Source organism: Aquimarina muelleri DSM 19832 (assembly GCF_000430665.1).
Classification (GTDB): domain Bacteria; phylum Bacteroidota; class Bacteroidia; order Flavobacteriales; family Flavobacteriaceae; genus Aquimarina; species Aquimarina muelleri.
Genome location: NZ_AUML01000006.1, coordinates 1 through 25,036 on the forward strand (window position 1 = coordinate 1; position 25,036 = coordinate 25,036).

General features: G+C 29.4%; 19 protein-coding genes. 13 read left to right on the forward strand and 6 right to left on the reverse strand.

Annotated features, from left to right (window positions below; all coding sequences use genetic code 11):
- The coding region (locus H527_RS21450; protein WP_035087453.1) for a transposase at positions 1 to 346 on the forward strand (346 nt) is incomplete at its 5' end.
- 115 nt (positions 347 to 461) lie between these two features.
- Here the strand turns inward: H527_RS21450 and H527_RS0104930 are convergent.
- On the reverse strand, positions 462 to 1,724 hold the full coding sequence (locus H527_RS0104930) for a serine hydrolase (protein WP_027411676.1): 1,263 nt from the start codon (positions 1,722 to 1,724) through the stop codon (positions 462 to 464).
- 3 nt (positions 1,725 to 1,727) lie between these two features.
- Positions 1,728 to 4,640 (reverse strand): PEP/pyruvate-binding domain-containing protein, encoded by a 2,913-nt coding sequence (locus H527_RS0104935; protein ID WP_027411677.1) that lies wholly within the window; start codon positions 4,638 to 4,640, stop codon positions 1,728 to 1,730.
- A gap of 198 nt (positions 4,641 to 4,838) precedes the next feature.
- Here H527_RS0104935 and H527_RS0104940 point away from each other — a divergent pair, with 198 nt between their 5' ends.
- The 5 genes from H527_RS0104940 to H527_RS0104960 all read left to right on the forward strand — a co-directional run bounded on the left by H527_RS0104940 (position 4,839) and on the right by H527_RS0104960 (position 8,897).
- Positions 4,839 to 5,537, forward strand: a complete 699-nt coding sequence (locus H527_RS0104940; RefSeq protein WP_027411678.1) for a hypothetical protein — start codon at positions 4,839 to 4,841, stop codon at positions 5,535 to 5,537.
- Between the two features lie 77 nt (positions 5,538 to 5,614).
- Complete coding sequence (locus H527_RS0104945; RefSeq protein ID WP_027411679.1) at positions 5,615 to 5,860, forward strand: hypothetical protein; 246 nt, start codon at positions 5,615 to 5,617, stop codon at positions 5,858 to 5,860.
- 35 nt (positions 5,861 to 5,895) lie between these two features.
- Complete coding sequence (locus H527_RS0104950; protein ID WP_027411680.1) at positions 5,896 to 7,428, forward strand: carbon-nitrogen hydrolase family protein; 1,533 nt, start codon at positions 5,896 to 5,898, stop codon at positions 7,426 to 7,428.
- A 65-nt stretch (positions 7,429 to 7,493) separates the two neighbouring features.
- Positions 7,494 to 8,426, forward strand: coding sequence for a TerC/Alx family metal homeostasis membrane protein (locus H527_RS0104955; protein ID WP_081414550.1), 933 nt, complete (start codon positions 7,494 to 7,496; stop codon positions 8,424 to 8,426).
- Between the two features lie 105 nt (positions 8,427 to 8,531).
- Positions 8,532 to 8,897: a hypothetical protein gene (locus H527_RS0104960; protein ID WP_027411682.1), complete on the forward strand. Its 366-nt coding sequence runs from the start codon at positions 8,532 to 8,534 to the stop codon at positions 8,895 to 8,897.
- Between the two features lie 153 nt (positions 8,898 to 9,050).
- Here H527_RS0104960 and corA read toward each other — a convergent pair whose 3' ends face one another.
- Positions 9,051 to 10,118 (reverse strand): magnesium/cobalt transporter CorA, encoded by a 1,068-nt coding sequence (corA, locus tag H527_RS0104965; protein WP_027411683.1) that lies wholly within the window; start codon positions 10,116 to 10,118, stop codon positions 9,051 to 9,053.
- 80 nt (positions 10,119 to 10,198) lie between these two features.
- On the opposite strand from corA, the gene H527_RS0104970 reads away from it, so the two are divergent.
- Positions 10,199 to 11,074 carry a mechanosensitive ion channel domain-containing protein gene (locus tag H527_RS0104970; protein ID WP_027411684.1) on the forward strand — a complete coding sequence of 292 codons (876 nt, stop codon included), beginning with the start codon at positions 10,199 to 10,201 and terminating at the stop codon, positions 11,072 to 11,074.
- A gap of 196 nt (positions 11,075 to 11,270) precedes the next feature.
- Here H527_RS0104970 and H527_RS0104975 read toward each other — a convergent pair whose 3' ends face one another.
- Both H527_RS0104975 and H527_RS0104980 read right to left on the reverse strand, forming a co-directional pair.
- Complete coding sequence (locus H527_RS0104975; RefSeq protein WP_155837808.1) at positions 11,271 to 11,804, reverse strand: hypothetical protein; 534 nt, start codon at positions 11,802 to 11,804, stop codon at positions 11,271 to 11,273.
- Between the two features lie 145 nt (positions 11,805 to 11,949).
- Complete coding sequence (locus H527_RS0104980) at positions 11,950 to 12,309, reverse strand: hypothetical protein (RefSeq protein WP_027411686.1); 360 nt, start codon at positions 12,307 to 12,309, stop codon at positions 11,950 to 11,952.
- A gap of 536 nt (positions 12,310 to 12,845) precedes the next feature.
- On the opposite strand from H527_RS0104980, the gene H527_RS23045 reads away from it, so the two are divergent.
- Positions 12,846 to 15,017, forward strand: a complete 2,172-nt coding sequence (locus H527_RS23045) for a tetratricopeptide repeat-containing hybrid sensor histidine kinase/response regulator (RefSeq protein WP_051316635.1) — start codon at positions 12,846 to 12,848, stop codon at positions 15,015 to 15,017.
- A gap of 235 nt (positions 15,018 to 15,252) precedes the next feature.
- Here H527_RS23045 and H527_RS0104990 read toward each other — a convergent pair whose 3' ends face one another.
- A complete protein-coding gene (locus H527_RS0104990) occupies positions 15,253 to 18,408 on the reverse strand; it encodes a cytochrome c biogenesis protein CcsA (RefSeq protein WP_027411687.1) in 3,156 nt (1,051 codons plus the stop codon).
- Between the two features lie 316 nt (positions 18,409 to 18,724).
- On the opposite strand from H527_RS0104990, the gene H527_RS0105000 reads away from it, so the two are divergent.
- The 5 genes from H527_RS0105000 (at position 18,725) to H527_RS23050 (ending at position 24,374) form a co-directional block, all read left to right on the forward strand.
- Positions 18,725 to 19,489: a Rossmann-like and DUF2520 domain-containing protein gene (locus H527_RS0105000; protein ID WP_027411688.1), complete on the forward strand. Its 765-nt coding sequence runs from the start codon at positions 18,725 to 18,727 to the stop codon at positions 19,487 to 19,489.
- Positions 19,473 to 19,997, forward strand: a complete 525-nt coding sequence (locus tag H527_RS0105005) for a KdsC family phosphatase (RefSeq protein WP_027411689.1) — start codon at positions 19,473 to 19,475, stop codon at positions 19,995 to 19,997. Before H527_RS0105000 ends, H527_RS0105005 begins: the two co-directional genes overlap by 17 nt.
- A 21-nt stretch (positions 19,998 to 20,018) precedes the next feature.
- Positions 20,019 to 20,588: a non-canonical purine NTP diphosphatase gene (locus H527_RS0105010; protein ID WP_027411690.1), complete on the forward strand. Its 570-nt coding sequence runs from the start codon at positions 20,019 to 20,021 to the stop codon at positions 20,586 to 20,588.
- Between the two features lie 825 nt (positions 20,589 to 21,413).
- On the forward strand, positions 21,414 to 22,898 hold the full coding sequence (gene nhaC / locus H527_RS0105015) for a Na+/H+ antiporter NhaC (protein WP_027411691.1): 1,485 nt from the start codon (positions 21,414 to 21,416) through the stop codon (positions 22,896 to 22,898).
- A 243-nt stretch (positions 22,899 to 23,141) separates the two neighbouring features.
- Positions 23,142 to 24,374: a S8 family serine peptidase gene (locus H527_RS23050; protein WP_051316636.1), complete on the forward strand. Its 1,233-nt coding sequence runs from the start codon at positions 23,142 to 23,144 to the stop codon at positions 24,372 to 24,374.
- Positions 24,375 to 25,036: the final 662 nt, after the last annotated feature.

Genomic DNA, 25,036 nt, shown 5'->3' on the forward strand with positions numbered 1-25,036 from the left:
TAATACCCGTGCCGATTGTGAAAACAGAATTAAAGAACTCAAACAAGATTTTGGACTAGATAACTTTTGTCTCCAAGATTTTTGGGCTACTGAAGCTTCATTTAGATGTATAATGATGGCTTATAATCTGATGAGTTTGTTCCGACATTTTGCACTAAACCATCATAATCGGGCAACATTAAAAACCTTAAAAGTCTATTGCTTTGCATTAGGAGCTTGGCAGGTTAAACACGCTAATAAAAAGGTGTTGAAGATTGCTTTACCTGCTAAAAAGAGACCTTGGATGGACGGATTATTTAGTCAAATTAAAAATCTGAACCCTCCTTTTGTATATTCTAACGCATAAACTGGGTTAAATTAAAAAACGAAGCAAAGTGTCTGTATTTGCAGCAGCTACAAGATGTAATAGATTTTCTAGTGCATAAAGCGGGTTTAACTTTGAAAGAATTAGTATCTGGCTTTTACTTCTCTTTAATAGCTTTATCTATATTACCTGCTAAGTACATGTGGTCGCTAGCAGAATTTTTTCGCAATACATTTGTCATTAAACACACCATATATTTTGTACCATCAGGGTGCTCTATAATCGCCACAGAATTCATGTAATTCGACACATTACCTTTATACTTGCCGCACTCTTCGCCTTTAGAGCGGTCACATTTATACAAGCTTCCAGATTTAAAATAAACTGCAGCTTCTCTTAATTGTGGTGCTTGTGCATACCGTATCCGTCTGTCGGTCATGTACATTAATCTCTTAATTTCGAGGCTCGAATTTTCGTCTACTATTTTTCCTTGTTCCAGTTGTAGCATCCATTTCATTACTCCCAAAGGAGATCCTATGCTTCCTCCTTTATCCCCTACATATTGGTTTGCTCCTTTTGTAAAAAAACTACCCAAGCGCCATTCATCCGCAGTTATCCCTAAATCTCTAAGCGGTAGATTGACTACATCATTACCCAAATCTGTTAACTCTTTTTTTGGAGTCTCTTTAAAATACGTGTCTGTTTCTTCTTGTGTCAATAAAGGATATTTATCTTTAAAAGCAGCCATTAAAAGAGCCTCTCTCCATACTACATTTGCCGCCCCATTATTGCTTACCGATAACATATGGTCTATCCATTCGTATAACGTAAAAACATCACTGGCTACAACTTGTCGTTTTATGAGTTTATTGGTTTCGATATTAAAAACAGGAACGGTATGTTCATCTGTTAATGCCCAATTACCTGCTTTTAAAGATTTGTTTTTTAATAGCTCTATTCGTTTGTCCCAAGAATCTGGATATATTTTTTCTAGTTGTACAAATAATGCGGTAACCACAGCTAGTTTACCTACGCTGCCTGGTTGATATCCTCTGGTTTCATTTTGTTGTGCATATCGCAAAGAGTCTGCGCAAGTAATATCCAGAATGGTTACCGAATAGCTTTTATCTAATCTGGGAAACAGAGCATTTATTTTTTTCTGAAGCCCTGCATCTTCTACCAAAATACTTTTAGTACGATCTTGTTTTCGCAAAAGCAGATGTAATGTAATATCGTTTATAGATTTAAAAGCTCCTAGCGGGAGTCCTGCATCGGGAAGATCCCCAGCAACAGAAAGTTGTAATCTTTTTAGCCTTTTGATACCAGTAGACGCATATCCATCTATAGGATAATGATTGGGTATTGTAAATGCTGTACAAATAAAAACGACAGTTATTAATACGATTAATTTAGTTTTCATTTTTTATAGTGGTGTTGAAAGTGCTATTTCTTTTTTAGTGTTAATTTTTGGGGTTATAGATTCCAGATACTCAGATCCCAATGCTTTTTTGTTTTCTACAAAAGGACGAATCTGAAAAAGCCACAACTTATTTTCTTTAAAGCCAAGCTCTACATCATACGCTCCTTTGTAATTGGATGTTGTTTTTTTGGCAAGAGTTTTTCGTATCTCAGATGCTAAAGTTTTAATTTGATCTATATTATTTGCATTAAGTATAGCTTTTTCAAAAGTTGCTATTTTTTTTCCTGTACCTCCTGTAGCTGGTAATGTATTGTGATATGCCTCGCGTGCAGGAGAAATTAGTTCATAATCCCCGTTTTCTTTAATTAAATAGGATTCTGCTGCCTGACCATCTACAGCTCCGCCTGCTCCCCTACTAAATGCAATGGTTAAATCCTGTTCGTTGCCCGAGGATATACCTTTGGTAATAAGTACCCCAGAACAATCTACATCTACAGTAGGAATAACTAGTATAGACGGAAAAACATTTTCAGGATTCAGTAAATATTTTTGTCTCCATTTAAAACTACGTTCTGTATATGGCGACGCCCACACATCTTTGATTCCTTGAATAATTTTATCTTTTTCTAAGGTGTTAAAAATAGTGAGGTTTAGCCCTGCTCCAGTAAAATCTTTAAGATCTTCCATATTAGTATCACTGCGTAAAAAAACAGGAACACTACCAATAGGTTTACCAAAAACAGAGGTAAATGAGTTTACTATTTCTGTTACAAATTTTGGTTTTAATGGCATTATTTTAATCGCAGCTCTTAGAGTTTCTAATTGCTCTAATTGAAACTTCTCAATTTCATTTTCTGCCATACCTTGTTCTCTCTTATTATCTGTTTCTATAAACATGGTTGTTAAAAATTGCCAATATGAGATGTTTTGATTTGGCATAGTTTGGTTCATGTGTTCTCTAAATATCCCAAAAGGAATCACAAAACCTTCTACTACATTATCCGGAAACATTTCTTTTAATTGCCCTAAATTTGCTGCTTTTGGCCCACAAAGTTTACCTGAGTCTTTTGCATTTACAGCTCTTAAGTTTACAATGTTTTTTTGATCTAAACGAATATCTTGTACTGGTACTTCTATTTTATCTTCTTTACGAACTTTTTTAGCAAAAAGTGCTTTTTCATCTGCACTCATCATAGATTCTTCTTTGATAATCACTGTTCCTTTATTAGACACCGCATAAAACACTTTTTTACCTTGAAAAGCTTTTAACTCTTCTAGGTTTTCATTAGATAATGCCGCGTTTGGAATCCCCAGATTACGAGCCAACAACTGTACGTGCGATACTAGGTTACCTTCTGCCACTGTGGCAATACCTGCAACTGGTTTTAAGTCTGAAGGAGCCCGCTCAAAAACATAAATTTTATCTCCGGTTACCTCTACTTCTTCTGGAGAACCACTGTGAACTATTAGTTCTCCAAAAGCATATCCTGGGTTTAATCCTCGTATAGTACTCTGATTAGTAATAGTCAAAACTTTATTATTTAAAGAGGATTCTTTAGCAATAAAACTTCCTAGTTCTCCAACAGATTTTCCTAATTGTAAAGCTATCGATGATCGAATTCTATCATCTATAAAACTATATGCTTTAGGCTCAAAACTGGTATAGGTTTGTACTACATCATGATATTCTGATTTTACCATTGCAGAACTCCATTCTACGACACCTCTGGCAATTTCCAGCTTTTTTGTTAATTCACTTATAGATAACTGATCTTGTTTTTCTAATACAAGCAATGCTTCTATTTTTTGCCATTCCCATAACTCTATACTACCATTTCCTGCACTAGCCATAGCCAGAGCTTTTATTTTATCTAATTGTTCCCCAACTGTAGTTGCCGTCCATAATGTTGCTTGTTTATAAATAAAACTTTCTAGTTCATTTGCTATATCCAATAATAACAACCTCTGAGAGGCATTTTTTTCGCTAACAATTTCCTTTCTAATAGTAAAGAACATCTTGGCACTTTCTGCGGTAAGCGTTGCAGATATCTCGTTATCTGTATTGTTCTTAACAAAAATTTTAAGCGTATTGGTTAAGGTACCACTTGTAGATAATGAATTTATTTTTTTGTTAAGGCTTTTAAGGTTAATTGGTTTATGAAATTTTTGCATGGTCAATATCAGCTCATCGATCTTTTTAGATATATCTCCAACAAGTTTTGTGCTGTTTTCTTTTTTAAATTGTATTGTTTTTTCGATATCTGTACTCTCTGGATTGCTATGTATTTTAACTCGCAAATCCATAAATTTTGGATATTGATCAGAAATCACTTTGGATTGTACCCGCATTAATTGTGAAACATCATCATCGCCTTTGTGTGGAATATCTTTTAACGATTGTAATACTAGATAATATTTTTTTTCTAAAACATTATCTTTACTCAACAACCATTTATAAAATTTTATGCCCCAAGCTTCTTCATCTTCGATTTGTATAGCCCCTCTATAAAACTGCCCTTTTTGATTTACCCAACCATCATCAATACGAGCTAAATATTTACCTAACTGATATTGTTTTAAGCGCGAATGGTTTTTTGATTCATCCCAAAAATCATTTTTATCGGTATAGGATAAAATTTGTCCAAGAAAAACATGATTGTTTTTTGCTAATACCTCTACATCTTCTTTATATGTAGCATGTTGAACTCCACCTACAGAATCAGGGCAAGGGTCTTTTGGTTGTCTAATCGTACCATCATCACAAAACCATCGAATACTTTTATATGGCCCGCGAATATCATTTTTATATTTTTCGACTTGACTCTCTATTGTTTTGTTGCTTAATGCAGTTTGGGAATACCCGTAACCAAACATTAATAAACATATTACAACAAAAAGAGATATTGTTTTTTTCATTTCCTATTTTTAAATTAATCATTAGGACACTTTATCTTTTTTAAAGTCACATATTTTTTTTGAAAAGGTATTAAGGTATTATCTGTAAAATTAAAAACTATTATACTAGTTTATTGTTTACAATTTTAAATATTAATTATTTTTTTATAGGATGTGACTTAAATACTTTTTTGTGTCCTAATAATAAATTAGAATTTAATGAAAACACATTTTAAGGTTGACCTTATATCTTTTAAAACAATAAATGAGCTGCCAAATAACTGGACAGCTAATGATTACACAAAGCTTTTAGAGGCTTTGGATTATGGAGACACAACAAATATATTGAAAGAAGAGCTAAAAGATCTGTGTTTACTATCCTTATCAGACAATGAGCCCGAAGATGCTGCTTTACTAGTTTTGGAATATATTTTTAAAGAAAAACTAAACCAAGGGCAATTAGATAATTTATCTCACGAAATGCAAGAAGAAAAAATGTGGGAAGAGTATGCTGATTTATCTATGCACGAAGATTTTTTTAATGCAACTCAGATATTATACGAAGCATATAACGGAAAATTTCCTCATCCAGAAGCGGTAAATTTTAAGGTTAGATTAACTGTTGATAACAATAATGATCTCGAATTGTTTAAGCACAACCCAGAAGCATTACTAATTAAGATATTAATAAAAGGAATGCCTGATAATACTTTGATAAAAAGATTGTTTAAAGAACAATTAACCAAAGTTGATTTTAAAGAAGCAAAAGATATTTTATGGCAGTTAAAAATAGAAGAAACAAAAGATAAATCTATGGTTTTTGAAGTAATTACTTCTTCATATTGGTTTAAAGATCTTAAATATGTAAGCCCTTTTGAAGCTATTTTTGATAATGAAATTTTAATTGCACAACATTAAATAATTTAGATAATTTACTATTAAATTAGTATCTAAAAACAACCAATGATTTTTTGATTCACAAAAAATTGTAAACGATGAAAAAAAAGAATAAAAAAAGAAAATCACATACCAATACCTCTGATGTTGTTCCAATATCTGAAGTGAAAAAACGATTTAAACATATAATTCCGCGATTTCCAAATAACAACTCCGAGACAAATCTTCAAACTAAAAATGAAATGTTTTATGGGTTCAAAGAATTTATAGAGGATTATAAATTAGCCATATCATTTATTGGGCTAACCCTAATTCTTATATTTTTAGCATTAGTATCAAAATAGAAAGAAAAACGCTTAAAAAGCACCTAATTATTATAATGGATATACAAAATATAGAGAATATCGAACTCAAGTATCTTGACTTAAAAGATTATCAAGAATTAAAAGAAGCTATGATACAGGCATACCAAACTATGCCAAATGCATACTGGAAAGAAAGCCAAATAGAATCTTTAATTAATAAATTTCCTGAAGGGCAAATTGTTATCAAAGTTAATAATCAAATAGCAGGGTGTGCTTTATCTCTTATTCTGGATTATGACCAATTTGACAACAGCCACACCTATAAAGATATTACAGGAAATTACACATTTAGTACACACACAAATACTGGAGATATACTTTATGGTATCGATGTTTTTATTAAACCAGAGTTTAGAGGTTTACGTTTAGGACGAAGATTGTATGATTATAGAAAAGAGTTATGTGAGAAACTAAACCTAAGAGGTATAGCTTTTGGTGGCAGAATTCCTGGATATCATAAATTCTCAGAAACGTTAAGTCCAAAAGAATATATAGAAAAAGTAAAACGAAAAGAGATCAATGATCCTGTTTTAAATTTTCAGATATCTAATGATTTTCATCCTGCAAAGATATTAAAGGGGTATCTAGAAGGAGATGATGCATCAAATGATTTTGCTGTACTTTTAGAATGGGATAACATATATTATGAAAAACCAACCAAAAAGGCTGCTACCAAAAAGAAAATAATCCGTTTAGGATTAATACAATGGCAAATGCGAGCTTATGAAAATCTAGACGAGCTACTACAGCAAGCAGAATATTTTATCGATGCTGTTGCAGGATATCGATCTGATTTTGCTTTATTTCCAGAATTTTTTAATGCTCCGTTAATGGCTGAAAACAATCATTTATCAGAGCCTGATGCCATACGAGAATTAGCAAAACATACCGAAGCTATAATTAAAAAATTCTCTGAGTTCTCTATTTCATATAACATCAACATTATCTCTGGTAGTATGCCAGAAATTAGAAATGATCGATTATATAATGTAGGGTATCTATGCAAGCGTGATGGTACGGTAGAGAGATATGAAAAATTGCATGTCACGCCAGATGAAGCTAAAGTCTGGGGAATGCAAGGTGGTAACGAATTAAAAGCTTTTGATACAGATTGCGGAAAAATAGGAATCTTAATATGTTATGATTCTGAATTTCCTGAATTAAGTCGTTTACTAGCCGATGAGGGAATGGATATTTTATTTATACCATTTTTAACAGATACGCAAAATGGATACTCTAGAGTACGAAATTGTGCACAAGCAAGAGCCATAGAAAACGAATGTTATGTTGCTATTGCTGGTAGTGTAGGTAATCTACCTAATGTACATAATATGGATATCCAGTTTGCACAATCTATGGTGTTTACTCCTTGTGATTTTTCTTTCCCTACTAATGGGATTAAAGCGGAAGCTACACCAAATACCGAAATGATTTTAATTGCGGATGTAGATATAGATCTTTTAAGAGAGTTAAACCAATTTGGAGCGGTTAGAAACCTAAAGGACAGAAGAATAGATATTTTTGATTTAAAAAAGAAAGTTAAATAAAAAATAGAGCTCTGTAGAATCGTTGCCTTCTCTATCTTTTAATTGATCAAAACCATATAAACATAATGATTTGGACAGGATTGGTAATACTGGTTATTATCTTATTGATGATAGATCTTTTACTGCTTCATAAAAAAGGAAAGCCTATTACCCATAAAAAAGTAGCAATAGAAACTTTGTTATGGGTAATGATTGCTGGGGCATTTTCTTTTGTTATCTATTGGATTTATAACAACCAACTCATAGATAATCGTAATCAATTATTACCATCTGAAGCAGTTATAAAATACATTACTGGCTATTTGATAGAATTATCCCTTAGTGTAGATAATTTATTTGTTATTGCCATGATATTTTCATCCTTTAAAATCCCAATAAAATATCAACATAAAGTTTTATTTTGGGGTATTCTTGGAGCTATTTTTTTTAGGGCATTAATGATTTGGGCCGGAGTAATTTTAATTCATAAATTAAGCTGGATCACCTATGTTTTTGGTGCTTTTTTATTGTTTACTGCTTTTAAAATGTTAGTAAAAGAAGAAGATCAAACAAAACCTTCTAAATTTAAAAACTTTTTATACAAACATCTTAAAGTAAGTAATACACTTAATGGAGAAAATTTTTGGGTTATCGAAAATGGAGTAAAGATGGTTACTCCTTTAATGGTAGCCCTTATAATGATAGAACTAACCGATTTACTTTTTGCAGTAGACAGCATCCCTGCAATACTTGCTGTTACTACAGACCCTTTTTTAGTGTTTAGCTCTAATATATTTGCTGTTTTAGGATTGCGATCTATGTATTTCTTTCTGGCCAACATGCTCGAAAAGTTTCATTATCTTAAATACAGTGTTTTTGCAATATTAGTATTTGTTTCTCTTAAACTTATTACTCTTCATTTTTATAAGTTTCCAGAATGGTTCTCTCTAACTTTTATCGCTGTATGTTTATTACTAGGCATACTAGTATCTTTATCTGCTAAACTAAAAAATAAATAAAATTTTAAAAATAAAAAGTGACCTGAATAAAATTATTGGGTCATAATGTACATCAAATAATAGTAAATAAATTAAAAGTTTTATTCACCTTAATTTTTAAAAAAAATGAAAAATATAAAAAATGTATATGTATTAATAATTACTCTTTTATTTATATCATACACTGGTATTGCACAAGAAGAAAATGAAGAAACATCTTTAGAGGTGCAAACCATAAAAGGAGTATTTGATGGTTCTGAGGGAGGATCCTATAGTTTTAAATATAAAAATGAAGAAGGAGATAGTGATGTTATTTTCTTTGATAATATTAAACCCGAAGTATTAAAAGCATATAACTTAAATGATAAAAAATTAATAGGAAAAACGTTTGAAATTACTTTCGATACTTTAGAAGAAGAAGAAATAGACGATGATGGGGATTCTCAATATAATAGAATTAGAACAATTACTTTATTAAAAGAAGTGAAGTAAGGCATTATTATATAGAATGTATAACTTAAATACCAAGGGTAAAACTTTAAAAAAGTTTTACCCTTAATTTTTTTTAATATCATAAAGAACTAATTATGGGAGTTAAGGTCTTCTAAACTACCATTGGTGATGTATAATAGTTTACAAATGGAATTACAACCATTTTTTTCTTTTAAAATAATACAACAAACCAATAAATACTGCTATCATTATTCCCCAAAGGATATGATATCCATATTTAAATTTTAGCTCTGGTATATTTTCGAAATTCATACCGTAGATACCTGCAAGAAAAGTTAATGGGATAAAAATCGAAGCCATAATAGTAAGAACCTTCATAACTTCGTTCATTTTATTACTAATAGTAGTCATATACATATCCATTAATCCCCAAGTCATCTCTCGATAAATTTCGATATTTTCGGATACCTGTATAATGTGGTCGTATAAATCTCTTAAATAAAACTGTGTCTTTTCTGTAATTAAGTGATGTTCGCTTTTTTCTATGCGATTTACCACTTCTCGTAAAGGAAAAACAGCTCTTCTAATCTTTAAAACTTCTCTTTTAAGGCTTTGAATATCATACGTTATATCATCATTTGGTTTTTCTTCAAACAAATTATCTTCTAATTCTTCTATTTTATCTCCCATTGCTTCTATAAGGTTAAAATAGTTATCTACAGCAGCATCCATTAACGCATATAATAAATAATCTGATCCCATAGATCGAACTCTTCCTTTTCCTAATCGAATACGGTTTCTGATAGAATCAAAAACATCTCCATCTGATTCTTGAAAAGATATCACATAAGTATTACCTAACACAAAACTTATGTGCTCTATGCATAATTTTTCATCTTTATCAAAATAAAGCATTTTTAAAACTACAAAGAGATATTTTTCATACTCATCGATTTTTGGTCTTTGGTCTGTATTAGCAATATCTTCTAATATTAAAGGATGCAGATCATAATGCTCTCCTATTTTTTCAATTGCCTCTGTGTGATTAAGTCCATTAACATTAATCCATGTAATAGGTTCTGAATCTGAATATTTAAATGCTTCTTCAATACTATTTAGCTCTTTTTCTTCAAAAAAATCTTCACTATAATCAAATACCTCAATATATAAATCCCCAGAAGTTTTATCTCCTGTATACACAACTGTTCCTGGTGCTAGACCGAATTGTTTTTCTGCTGGTGAAGAAGCAGTATTTTTCATCTTTTATTTTTTTCTAAAAAACACAATGTAGTATAATTAAAATATCTTTACAAAATAACCGTTACGAAAAAACAATAATTATGGATAAAATTACTGCAGTTTTTGATTCTCCAATTTTTATAAATATAGTTTCTGTTCTTTTATTGTTTACAGTTATATATATATCTATAAAAATGCTACATAAAGGTGCTTTTAAACTGGTTAATGATAATGCCTCTAAGTATAAGCTTAAAAAGTTTATTACTTTTTTTGGGTATCTCATTTTTGTTTTTGGTGTTTTATTAATTTTTAATACCAAGCTTTCTGGTATTGGCACAGCATTAGGAGTTGCTGGTGCAGGTATTGCTTTTGCATTACAAGAGGTAATAGTAAGCGTAGCTGGATATGTCACTGTTTTTTCTAGTAATTTTTATCGCGTAGGAGATCGGGTAAAACTAGGAGGTATTAAAGGAGATGTAATCGATATTGGTATTTTACGAACTACTCTTATGGAAATTGGAGATTGGGTAAATGGAGATCTTTATAACGGTAAAATGGTTAGAGTGGCTAATAGTTTTGTTTTTAAAGAACCTGTTTATAATTATTCTGGAGATTTTCCTTTTTTATGGGATGAAATATACATACCCATAAAAACTAATGGAGATTATGCATATGCAAAAAGAGTTTTTACAAAGATTTTAAATGATGAGGTAGGTGATTTTGCAAACTCTTCTCAAATATCTTGGGATAAAATGATTGGTAAATATAATATAGAAAATGCCCGTGTACAACCAATGATAACAATGTCTTTCGATCAAAACTGGATTACATTTACTCTTCGATATGTTGTTGATTTTAAATCTAGAAGGGGCACAAAATCTGTCCTTTTTGATAAAATACTTACGACCATACAAAACTCTAATGGAAAAATTGAAGTTGCTTCGTCTTCTTTTGAAGTTACTGCTTTCCCTAAGTAGAAATTTTAAAAACCTGATACTGTTACCTCTATATAAATATTTTAGAGATAAAAAAGCACTTAGAAATAAATGTTTACTAATATAACATTCAAACCTTTTTGATCAGAATTAAAAAATAATTAGTTTTTATAATAGTAGTAATATTCAAACCTTAAATACATTTAATTCAAGATTAAAAATTTAAAATTTCATACACTTAATACCCAAAAAGGTCTATTTTTATTTTTTGATCTCTAGATCTCTCTTTTGGTTTGATTTTTTTAAAAATATGATCTTTGTCTATTTTTTTTATGTCTGATAATTTATTTAGCATTGTTACAGCATCTTCAATACTAGTATCAAACATTCGTAGTACTTGTTTATCAAAATTTGGGCTATTTTTAGCTTCCATACGAATGATTTGTAATTGATATAGTAGTTTTTTTATCATATGATTGCTTTCATCAAGCATAGATAGATATGCTTTCTTTTTTTGCAAATAGATTTTTCTTTTAAATGACTCTACTAAATTTAAAATCATAAAAAATAAAAAGCAGAAAATCCAAATAAAAAAAGCTTCATCTAATCCATATTTTTTCGTAAAACTTAAATAGATATTTACATTATTTATTATATCCCAATTAATTAATAAAGTATAAGTATACCCTGTTATCGCTATTATTAGTCCTATCAAAATATACTTATATTTGTTTATTTTTTCCACAACAATTTCTCTCCTTATCTTCATCATCATAATTATTGTTTATTAATATTAGAACATTTCTAAGTAAAATAAAATACCTTTTTTACATATCATCGATTATATAAAAATATTGGTGATCTACTAGACAGAGGCCCGAATAGAACCTCTATATCAACATTTCAACTATAAGAATCTAATTTTTGACTACTGGTTTTTCTATTTTATTAATATCAATAAGGATTAGTCTTTGTTTATATTTTTTTACTTCTGCATCCTCTTTAATATCATTATTTTGAACTTCTATAGGATCTACTTCATAAGTAATCGTAAATACACCTCCAATATGTTCTTTTTCACTTAAATCGTACTTAGAAACAGCTTTTTTACTAACAAAAGTAAACTCTAATATCTTTCCTGTTTCTTTGTCTGTAAAATAATATGCTTTATCTGATTGTCCGCTATAAGTAACTTTTACTTCTATAATATCATTATTAATTATGTTAGTAAAACTTGTAACTAATAAAACCGTTAAAATTAAAAGAATTCTTTTCATGTAAAAATAATTTTGTTGTTATACTTATTTTAGACACATCTTTATATATAAAGTCACATATATTTTTAAATTTGATAATATAAAGCTAGTATCTGTTTGCTATACTTTGGGATCTTATACACATATCAAAACTTTGTAAATGCTTTGATATAAAATATAGTTATACATTTTTAAATACAAATATCCGTAATTAAAATAACTCATAATCAATAACCTCAGAGCAAGATCACGAGGTATGCTTCCAAAAATATATTTTGTTTTCGAGGCAAGCCTCCTTTAGAATTAAACGCCACAATGTGGATTAAATTATCTACAATTAAAAATCTCAAAAACAAAATAAAGTTCAAAAAAAAGAGTTATGACAGTACATCAAAATTATTTTATTAATACTAAAGTTATATAAAGTTCTTGAAAAATTAAACATAAGAGATGATAATTTACTCTTTTACAGAGGTGATTTTATACTTATTCCATTTCTAACTACTCATTTTTCATATTTTTTTTCTTAAATTACCTACTATACACCCCTAAAAGAGATGAAAAAGAGAATATTTATTTTAATAATTATATTATATAATTGTTCGAGTGTATTAGGTCAAAAAAATGATTCACTACTAAAAGACAGCCTTTATAAATTATTAGATTCTGTTAATGTTTTTAATGGATTAGGTAGGTTTAAAGAGTCTATCGACTATACAAATAATGCTTTAGAATTATCAAAAATTTTGGGAGACCAAGAATTAACCATTAAATCTCAAAGAAAATTAGCAGAAATATATTCCAGAATGGGAAATCCTGAAAAAGGCATTTCTACTATTGAAAGCTTAATAGAAAAAATAAAAGAAACCAATTATAAAAAAGAATTAGCAGATTTATATTGTTTACTAGCATTATCTTATAAAGAATTAAAAAAATACGACAATGTAGAGTATTATTTGAATATTAGTTTTGAGAGTTCTAAAAAAATAAAATATAAAAAAGGTCAATGGGTTGCACTAATTAACCTAGGTATACTTAATTATAGTAGAAAAAAATACGAAAAAGCACATACCTATTTTGAAACTTCAATTTTGTACTTAGATCCTGATCACAAAATGAGCATATCTTTTCCTTTTTATTTTGCAGTTACAAAAATAGAATTAGGAGATTACATTAATGCAAAAAAATATCTAGATAAAGCCTACAAAATTAGTCAAGGCAATATTAATAATCTAAAAACTATGTGTTTAACCTATGTTAAATTATATGAAAAGCAAAATAATTTAACAGAAGCTATTTCATGGTACAAGAAATATGTAGAGTACGAAACTACTTATCATAAAGAATTAAATAAAAATAAAGAGGAAACTCTTCAGCTTAAATATGATTTAGAAATCAAGGATAAACAAATACAAATAGCTAATAAAGAAAAGGAAATAAGAGAAGGAAAAATAAAAACTTCTAGAATGATAATTTACTTTATTACCTTTTTATTAATTAGTTTTTTGTTTACTATTTTCTTTTTACATAAGGGTAAACAAAAAGAAAAATCTCTTAATAATAATTTAAAAGAAAAAAACAAAGAGCTTCTTATCGCTAAAGAAAAAGTAGAATTTTTATCTAACATAAAATCTAACTTTTTTTCGATGATAAGTCATGAATTAAGAACTCCTTTATATACAATTACTGGCATTACAGAGTTGCTAATTAATAATAATCCTGATAAAAATCAAAAAGGATATTTAGAATCCTTAAAATTTGCTGGCAATCATTTAATTTCTCTTATTAATAATATTCTTCAAAATAATAAGATTGAAAAAAAAGAACTAAAAATAAACTCTCAGTCCTTCAACTTAAAAGAAATAATTAACAATACTCTGAGCGCCTTTGAATATTATGCAAATAAGTCTAATAACAAACTTCATATTGATTTTGATAATAGTATACCCGAAATTTTATATGGCGATGTTATAAAACTATCGCAAGTACTTAATAATCTTTTAAGCAATGCAATGAAATTTACCTATAATGGTAACATATGGATAACTGTTAAAAAGGAAATAAATAGTGATGATAAATATTTTTTTAGTGTAAAAGATGATGGAATAGGAATAAACATCGATAAACAAAAGATCCTTTTTGATGATCTCATACAAGAGTCATTAGATTTTGATAATAAATATGAGGGCTCTGGTTTAGGATTACAAATTTCCAAGAAATTATTGAAAATTTTGGGATCAAATATTAAAGTAAATAGCCAAATAAATAATGGTTCTGAATTTTATTTTACTATTAGCTTTAAAGAATATTTTCCTGTTAAGAAAAGTGAAAACGATTTAGAAAAAATATCTAAAAAAGGTTTGCTTACCGATATAAAAGTAATGGTCATTGATGACAATAAAATTAACCTAATTCTAACAAAAAAAATACTAGAAAATAGCGGTATACAAGTTACTATTTTTGAAAACCCTATAAAAGCAATTGAAAAAATTAAAGAAAAAAAATTCGAATTAATCTTAATGGATATTCATATGCCTCCTATAAATGGCTATGAAGCAACAAAGATAATTAGAGAGTTTAATAAGAATATACCCATTATAGCTCTTACTGCATCATCTCTCCATGATAATAAAGAAAGAGCAATTAAAGCTGGTATGAATGATTTTATCAATAAGCCATATGTACAAAAAGAGTTTTTTGAAATAATTTCAAAATACATAAAGACTTAAACTTATTATTAATAATTTATGTATTTAAAAACTATTCGATCAGAATAATCTGTCCTGTCCTAATCTTTATCTTTTAACAAATTATTTACCTTAAACTGTAACCTAGGATAATTTCTCTTTTAAACCATCCGCACCTAGTTCTAATTTTACAATACATATATAAAATAATATATATAGGTAATGAGATATGTTATATTTATTTCTAGTATCTTTTTATTTATTAGAAATTACTTTTCTATTTTTTTTGATAATGTACTTTATATCTCCAATAGGATAAAGCTCCCAAAATCACCCAAAATAATATAAAATAGTATGCTCCTACAGGAGTAACAGCTCTATCACCACTAGCATAAGAATGTAATCCTTTTAAATAAAAGTTTACTCCAAAATAAGTCATCATAATAGAAAGAACCGCGAAAATAGACATTAAATTAAAAAACCATCTGCCACGTAATCCAGGAACTAATCGCATATGGATTACAAATGCATATACCATAATACTTATTAATGCCCAAGTTTCTTTAGGATCCCACCCCCAATAACGTCCCCAACTTTCATTAGCCCACATACCTCCTAAAAAATTACCTATAGTAAGCATTACTAATCCTATAGTAAGAGCCATTTCATTAATAATAGTTATTTCTTTAATATTAAGATCCATACGTTTCTTATTAGACTCTGTTGTTAAGATCATTAATAATAAGGATAAAATTCCCAATATAGCACCTACAAAAAATGGCCCATAACTCCCTACAATAACAGATACATGTATGAGTACCCAATAAGAATCTAATACTGGTTGTAAATTTGATATCGCAGGATCTGTCCAATTTTCATGTGCAAAAAACAAGATAATTGCCGCAACAAAAGTAGTTGCTGCAATAGTTAAGTTACTTCTTTTACCAAAAGCTAATCCTATTGCCAAAGTCATCCATGCCACATAAATCATAGACTCATAAGCATCACTCCATGGTGCATGTCCAGAAACATACCAACGAACAATCAATCCAACAGTGTGCAGTATAAATAACAAAATGATTATCCCAATAGCACTGTTTATAAGACCTTTTATAATTTTAGAATCTTTAAATATTCTAATAATTACAAAAATCATCATCAATAAACCTACTATACCATAATATTTATATAATGTTCTAAATATATCATATTTGTTTAATGCTATCTCTGCTTGTATTTTTTTGTCTGAAGGCAACACTTCGCTTCCAAACTTTTTTTGAAAACTTTTTATACTTTCTACATATTGGTTAGGCTTACTATAATCTCCAGATTTTCTAGCCTCATGTAGGGATTGACGGTAAATAGGTATAATCTGTCGAGTATACACTGAATCCATACCACTAAACTTAAATTCATTTAGCTCTGGCATAGAAACCCATTTATTACCTTCATCTCCTGGTATCGGAAAAACCCTTAAAATCCCCCCTCCTAAAGCCTGATTAAGAAGATAAAATTTTTCATGTGTTTTAAGAAAATCTTTTTCAAAAGTACTTGGTGTATTTGTACTGCTGGCTTTTTCCAAATAAGGTGCTAGTTTATAAGATCCATCAGGTTCTACCAAATCAATCAAAGATACTCTTCTTTCTGTTTTTGGGACTCCTAATATTTTACGAATACTATCATTTTCACGTTGAATCTCAATTAAAGGAACACTATACCATATAAATGGATTTTCAACCATAGAAACAAATACCTGATCTGCATCTAAACCTTCATAAGTATCTTTTTTACTAAGTTTACGTAACAATTCGGAAGAAAAAGTATTAACAGGTTTCATTCTTCCTCTTTCATCTTGGATCACAATACTACCAAAATTAGCCGCATGCTCTTTAGGTACCACATTAGCCAAAATAACCGAATCGAGTTTTGCTTTACTTGGCAATGTTGAGACGTGATTAGTATGCTCTGATTGATTTTGTGCAAAAGAAAAACCAGAAATTAACAATACCAATATCATTGTTAATGCTTTCTTCTTTTTCTTTATTTTACTTAACATAATTTCTAAGTCTTTAAAACGAGATCCTTTAGCAAAAAGAATAAGCATTAATCCCAGATATAATAACATATATCCTGCATATGTAATCCAAGTACCCCATCGATCATGATTTACAGACAAAACCGTGCCTTTTTCATCAGGATCAAAAGAAGCCTGAAAAAACCGATACCCCTTATGATCTAAAACATGATTCATATAAATATCATATGGTTTTGATGTGTTATTTTCTACAATGTCTACTTTACTTTTATATGATTTATATACATTTTCAGTACCCGGAAATTTTTCTGCAATAAAATCATTTAATTTTAGTGCAAAAGGTAATTCCATTTGTTTAGAACCATAATTAAAATACATCTCTAAACCTCCTAATGAGATTTTAGTCATATCATTATAATATCCTTTTCCTCCTAATAACTTAACCTCTTTGGTTTCTCCATTACTTGAAACATTAAAAATTAAAGCATCTTGCTGTCCTTTTCCTTTAACTTTTATAGGAGTAACATCATATTTTCCTTTAACCATAGGATCTGGAATTACAAATTGCATCCCAGCAGTTTGATACAAAGATCGAAGCATTAAAGGTTGTAAACTATCTTTAAAGACCAATCCTTGAAATTGATCTGCCATTCTTAAAAAAGATCCTTCAAAAGGGGACTCTATAAAATATTCATCCTTTTCATGAGTAATATTTATTGCTCCTTTTGTAGGTTTATTAAAGGCTATTAGTACATTATGTATATTAGAAACCTCTCCTTCTTTAAGAAAATGATCATGTCTATCTCCATCTCCTGCTTCGACTATTTTAAGATAATTTTCTCCATCTTCTGTTTCTACTAACCCTATTTCCGCTCCTTGGATATAGTTTTTATATTCTATAGTTACAGGTTGTTTATTATAATCGGTATCAATTGTAAAGCTATTATTAGTAGCCTCTGCTAATTCTAAATGCTCAGATATTATACGACGACGAGGCTGTCCATCAATTTCTCCATCTAAAAAAATCGTTAAATAGGTTTTTTCTGAAAGAAAATTAGCTGTAGTTTCTCCTTCTCTAATTGGCATAACCCCTTCATAACTAATATAACGAGTAACAAAAGCCCCTATAATTATTAAAATAAAAGATAAATGTATTAGTAGAGTAGGCCATTTTTCTTTCGTATATAATTTGTATCTCATTATGTTTCCACAGAAATTAATACCAAAAAATACCATAATAGCCTCAAACCACCATGTATTGTAAACCCAAATTCTTGCCGCTGTGGTGCCATGTGCATCTTCTAAAAATGTGCCCACCCCCATAGAGAATGCAAAAACAATAAATAAAACTGACATTAACCGTGTAGAGAACAAAATACTCGCTAGCTTATCTTGCATAGTAACCTTCTTTTTTTGCTCGGCAAATTTACTGTTTTTAGAAAGATAATCTGTCATGATCTCTTCTGATTTTAATGTTTTAACAGAAGTTTGTATTTAAAGTATTATCTGTTTTTATCTTCTTTTGAAGTAAATCCCATAAATTATTAGTTTTTCTATATCCTCTTTTAAGTTTATAATTTTTTAAATAATGAATAATTAATTTTTCATCCTCTCCCAACTAATATTTTGAACTTCTAAAATCTTTTTAAACAAAAAAAGAAATGAAGAAATACATTATTCTATTTTTTTATAGGAACTTCCTTATTTTTGCTAAATGATTAGAGTTGTAATTCTTGGTGCAGGAAATGTAGCTAAACATTTATATAGTGCTTTTTTTCATCAAAAGCATATAGAGATTATACAATGTTACAACCGTAAAAATCTACAACTACATCCAGATCAAAAAAAAGAAACTATTATAAAAGATATTCGTTTATTAAAAGATGCAGATATTTATGTTTTGGCTGTTAGTGATGATGCTATCGAAAAAGTTTCTAGCATATTTCCATTTAAAAATAAATTAGTAGTTCATACCTCTGGTAGTTCTCCCATGGGTATAATTAACAATAAAAACAAAAAAGGAGTCTTTTATCCCCTACAAACATTTAGTAAAGATAAAATTGTAAATTTTACTACTATTCCTATTTGTATCGAGGCAGAAAACCAAATAGATTTAGAAATATTACGTAAACTAGCTAGTTCTCTTTCTAATAAAGTTTATACAATTTCTTCAGAACAACGCAGTATACTACATGTTTCTGCAGTTTTTGTAAATAATTTTACCAATTATTTATTTTCCATAGGAAGTGATATCTGTAACGAACATAGAGTTCCGTTTGAAATTCTACATCCCTTAATACAAGAAACAGCTCAAAAAGCAATTAAAATGGATCCTAGTAACGCACAAACTGGACCTGCAATACGAAAAGATGTGAATACAATAGAAAGACATCTGGAAATATTAACAAATACTACACAACAAAACATATATACAACTTTAACAAAGGCTATACAATCTAAATATGGAAAAGAGTTATAAAGAATACTTACAACACATTACTACTTTTATCTTTGATGTAGATGGTGTACTTACAGACGGTACTGTTATTATTAATACCGATGGTGAATTGCTAAGAACGATGAACATTAAAGACGGATATGCACTTAAGGCTGCGGTAGAGCAAGGATATAATGTATGTATCATTTCTGGAGGTAAAAACGAAGGGGTTCGCCAAAGATTAAAAGGATTAGGTATAAAAAACATCTATCTAGGTGCACATCAAAAAGTAGATCAACTAAAAGAATATCTGGATACAAATTCTATTAAGCTAGAAAATGTTTTATATATGGGAGATGATATACCTGATCTACCAGTTATGAAAATGGTAGGATTACCTACTTGTCCACAAGATGCTGTTGCAGAAGTTAGAGAGATTTCTAAGTATATATCCTTTAAAAAAGGTGGAAAAGGATCGGTAAGAGATGTTATTGAGCAAGTTCTTAAAGTACAAGGAAAATGGATATTAGATTATGATGCTAAAGCTTAATGTGTTTTAAATCAAAAACAAATGAAATTAGTATTTGCTACCAATAATCCTAATAAAATAAAGGAAGTTCAAGCTATGTTAGCTTCTAATATTCAAATAGTAAGTCTTCAAGAAATTGGATGTAACGAAGATATTCCTGAAACTTCTCCTACGATAGAGGGTAATGCTATACAAAAAGCAAAATATATAAAAGAAAACTATGGCTACGATTGTTTTGCAGATGATACGGGTCTGGAAGTCGAAATATTAGATGGAGAACCAGGAGTTTATTCTGCAAGATATGCAGGAGAAACAAAAGATGCTAATGCTAATATGGACAAGCTTTTAAAGAAATTAGAAACTGAAAGTAATCGAAAAGCTAGATTTAAAACTGTAATAGCTTTAGTTATAAACGATGAATTAAATACCTTTACTGGTATTTGTTCTGGTAGTATTACCAAAAATAAAAAGGGAAAAGATGGATTTGGATACGATCCTATATTCCTACCAAATGAGTACACAAAAACATTTGCAGAATTACCTCTCGCCGAAAAAAATAAAATTGGCCACCGAGGTAAAGCAATGCAACAATTAATCAATTATTTTAAATAACCATTCTACATCATGAAAAGTTAACCTCTCTCTTTACTACACCGTAAATAGACAGTTACCATAAATTATATATTTATAAGGCACTAAAATGATGAGGGTTATAGTTATACTACATACAAAAAAATCAATATTCACACTAAAAAATCTTTAAAAAATAGTTCTAATCCTTTAGATAATTTATTCTTTACCTTATTAGTCTCTGACTAATTTCTACATAAAAATTCAATATTATTATTTTAACAAAAAAGCCTCTTGGGGTATGAGGCTTAGGGTTTGAAATTAAATAGGGGTAAAAATGTTAATTTTAGTTCAATGGGTAATCAATATTTGTCTATATTTTTTTGTACACTTCAAAAGTATGGATATATCATTATAATCTTACAGTACAGTATATCAAATATTCTAATATCATCGACAAAAAACAAATAAATCAGATGAAGGTTAGATTTTAAAAAATAAAAAAGCTATAAATAAAAAAGCCTCATAGATATGAGGCTTATTAGGTTAAAATAATTTTTTATTGGGACAAAAAAAGTCGCAAAATAATTAAATAAAAATTCCAATTTTTCTCTTACTTTTTCTTTACTGCAACAAATATAAAAGCTCTATTAAATTTCATATTAAAATACATATATAACAAAATAAAATATTCGACAAAAAACATAAAAAAACGTCAAAAAGAAAAACAACTAATAAAACAATATTTTTCAAGACTACTTATCTTTCTTTAAATTACAAAGAAATCAATTAAACTCAATCAAGATTTTGCATAACTTTTATTAATATCGTAACATTACATTTATAAAATTATGCATTCAATCATATATGAAAAGTCAAAATATCACACCAAAAAAACCTCAAAACGAAAATATTATTGAAAATAAAGAATTAAACATCTGGGAAGCATTATTACCTGTAATAGTCTTGGTTGGAATGTTGTTTTATAATGTGACATATGCTTTTGGTGATGATGCATTAAGTGGAAGTAATCAATTTATTTTATTATTAGGTGCTGCAGTAGCTGCTATAGTAGGTTTCTTTAATAAGGTTTCGTATAAACAAATGATGGAAGAAGTTGCCAGAAATGTAAAATCTACAACAGGAGCTTTATTAATCTTATTAATGGTAGGGTCTCTTGCCGGAACTTGGTTAATTAGCGGTATCATTCCAACAATGATTTATTATGGTTTACAAATTCTTAACCCAACTATTTTTTTAGCTGCTTGTGTAGTTATTTGTGCAATTATATCCATTGCAACTGGTAGTTCATGGACTACTTCTGCAACAGTCGGTATTGCACTTATAGGGATTGGAGATACTTTGGGTATTTCTTTAGGAATGACAGCTGGAGCTGTTATTTCGGGTGCTTATTTTGGAGATAAAATGTCTCCGCTATCTGATACTACAAATCTTGCTCCGGCAATGGCAGGTGGAGAATTGTTTTCTCATATAAAATATATGACATACACTACAGTTCCTACCATTACTGTTACTTTACTCTTCTTTATAATTATAGGATTTACTATAGATACAACTGGAGCTCCCCAAATAAGCGAGCAATTAAATGCGATTAATACTGCTTTTAATATTTCTCCTTGGCTTTTCATTGTTCCTATTTTAGTAATTGGACTTATTATAAAAAAGACACCTCCATTAATTGCACTATTAGCAGGAACACTTCTTGGTGGTATTGCTGCTATCATAGCACAGCCAGAAGTTGTTATAAAAATTGCAGAAAGTACAGAATTAACTTTTAATTCTGCATACATTGGTGTTATGAAAGCAATGACAGTAGATACTGCTGTAGAAACCACAAACGCACAACTTAATGATTTATTTTCTTCAGGTGGTATGTCTGGTATGCTGGGTACTATCTGGCTTATTGTATGTGCAATGGTTTTTGGAGGTGTTATGGATGCAATAGGAGCTTTAGCCAGAATTAGTAAAGCTCTATTAAGTTTATTTGACTCTGTTTTTGGGCTTTTTGCTAGTACAGTTATTAGTTGTTTAACTTTAAACGTTACGGCATCTGATCAATATCTGGCAATTGTTGTACCTGGTAGAATGTATGCAAAAGCTTTTAAGGATAAAGGATTAGCTCCAGAAAATCTTAGTCGTACTCTTGAAGATTCAGGGACAGTTACTTCTGTTTTAATACCCTGGAATACTTGTGGAGCATACCAAAGTGGTGTACTTGGAGTACCTGTAGCTGATTATGCAGTCTATGCCATGTTTAATTGGTTAAGTCCTTTTGTTACCTTAATTTTTGCCGCATTTAAAATAAAAATAAAACAATTAGCACAAGACTAATTGTAACCAAAAGAATTTTAAAAAGTAAAAGCACATGAACTAACCTTCATGTGCTTTTACTTTTTATATATAGTAGTAAAAATTTATATAAATACGTAAACCAATAACTAATTAAATTCGGATTACATATCATAACAAATAAACATATAGAATTCTGTTCGATATTTAACAAAAAATATACATAACCCTTAATATTTATGAATTATTTAATGAATTTTTGAAGCTTAACATAAACTTAATAGTATGAAAACAATTCAAAAATCAATTCGTTTTAAAATGATTCCAATACTAGTTGGAACCGTATTTTTTTTCAATTCTTGCTCTACAGAAGAATTTTCTGAAGAAGTACCTGTAGATACCTCATCCGTGGAATTAGGTCCTGATCAAGCAGTTCCTAACAGTTATATTGTTCTTTTTAAAGAAGATGGTAAACTAAAAAGTAATAAACAGCAAGTAAGCCAAAAATCATCTAGTATTTTATCCCAGTACAAAATTGCTTCTAATAAAATGAAATTCGTTTATGAAACTGCAATCCAAGGATTTAGTATAAATGATATTACAGAAAAAGAAGCTCAATTATTAAGAAATGATCCTGATATCGAAGCAGTAGAACCTAATTACATTCATAAATTAAATGTTACTGTAGAACAAGGAGATATGCCACCAGCAAACTCTAACAAGGCAACAACTTCTGGATATTTTGAAGCTGGTGGTGATTATGTAGACTGGGGAGTTGCAAGAGTAGGTGGATACACGTATTCTACCGATAAAACAGCCTGGATTTTGGATAGTGGTGTATATGCACATCCAGATCTTAATATTGACTATACTCGTAGTACTACTTTTGTAGATAACAACTGGGGAGACAGAAACGGACATGGTACGCATGTTGCAGGAATAATAGGTGCAATGCATAACGGAGACGGTCTAGTTGGAGTTGCTCCTGGAGCAAAAATTGTTGCTGTAAAAGTATTAACTGATAGTGGATCAGGAACACAAGCACAAATCATCGCCGGAATAAATTATGTTGCTAAAAATGCTAAATATGGTGATGTATGGAACTACAGTATTGGTTTTACTAACAGAACAATTAGTGTAGCTTATGAAACTGCTTTTAAAAGCTTAGCCAAGGTAACATTTGGTGCTATGGCTGCAGGTAACAGTAATGATGATGTACAATACTATTCTCCACAAAGAGAATATATAACAAATGCCTGGGTAGTTGGTAATATGACTTCTTCTGATGCAGCTGCATCTGGTTCAAATTATGGAGATAATGTACATGCATGGGCTCCGGGAACAGGAATCTGGTCTTGTGGTATAGGAGGAACAGAATTTGCAAAGAAATCAGGTACTTCGATGGCATCACCTTATGTTGCAGGTATATTACTTGTTAAAGGTGATGGAAAAATAATTACTGACGGTACTGTTTCTAAAGGAGGATATAGCGCTTCTATAGCAGTTGTAAAAAAATAAAACACCCTAAATTATTTATTACATAAAAGAAGTTTCTGTAAATAACACTAAAGCTAAAGGCTTTTCGAAAAGAATAGTGTTAAGAAATAATCTTAACCATCAAAATAAATAATTATATAAGTATAAAATTGGTTATTTTTATAATTACTAAAGGCTGTTTGAAATTGTATCAAACAGCCTTTTTCATCTATTCTCATTAGTAATCAGATACAATCTTCCAAAAAAATCAAAAAAGTTATATTTTGTATTTATAAATTCGTCAAACTAAAAGACACATAACTTAAACTAATTTCTAAAGCGAACTGCGATCTTATATACCGAAATGCAAATATTAATTATTATAGAATCTTGTTCTATATTTTTATAACATATTGAACTCTTAACGTCTTAATCCCTTATTAAAATTTTATTTCCTAATCCTTTATCTCAAAAAGAAGATATATTTTCAGTAGTATGCCTTGCCAACATAAAAGTGATATTATCTTGAGATTATTGATTTATTTTATTTTTCTGATAGAAGAAATAAGCTTCTAATTCTATAATTGGTGTTTTTTTGCTGATTTAAAAGCTATAAGCTTTTCACAAACAAACACAAAGCCTATCCCTCCTATTTGAATAAAAATAAGAGATAATTTGACTTTCTGTAATTACAAAAGGCTGTT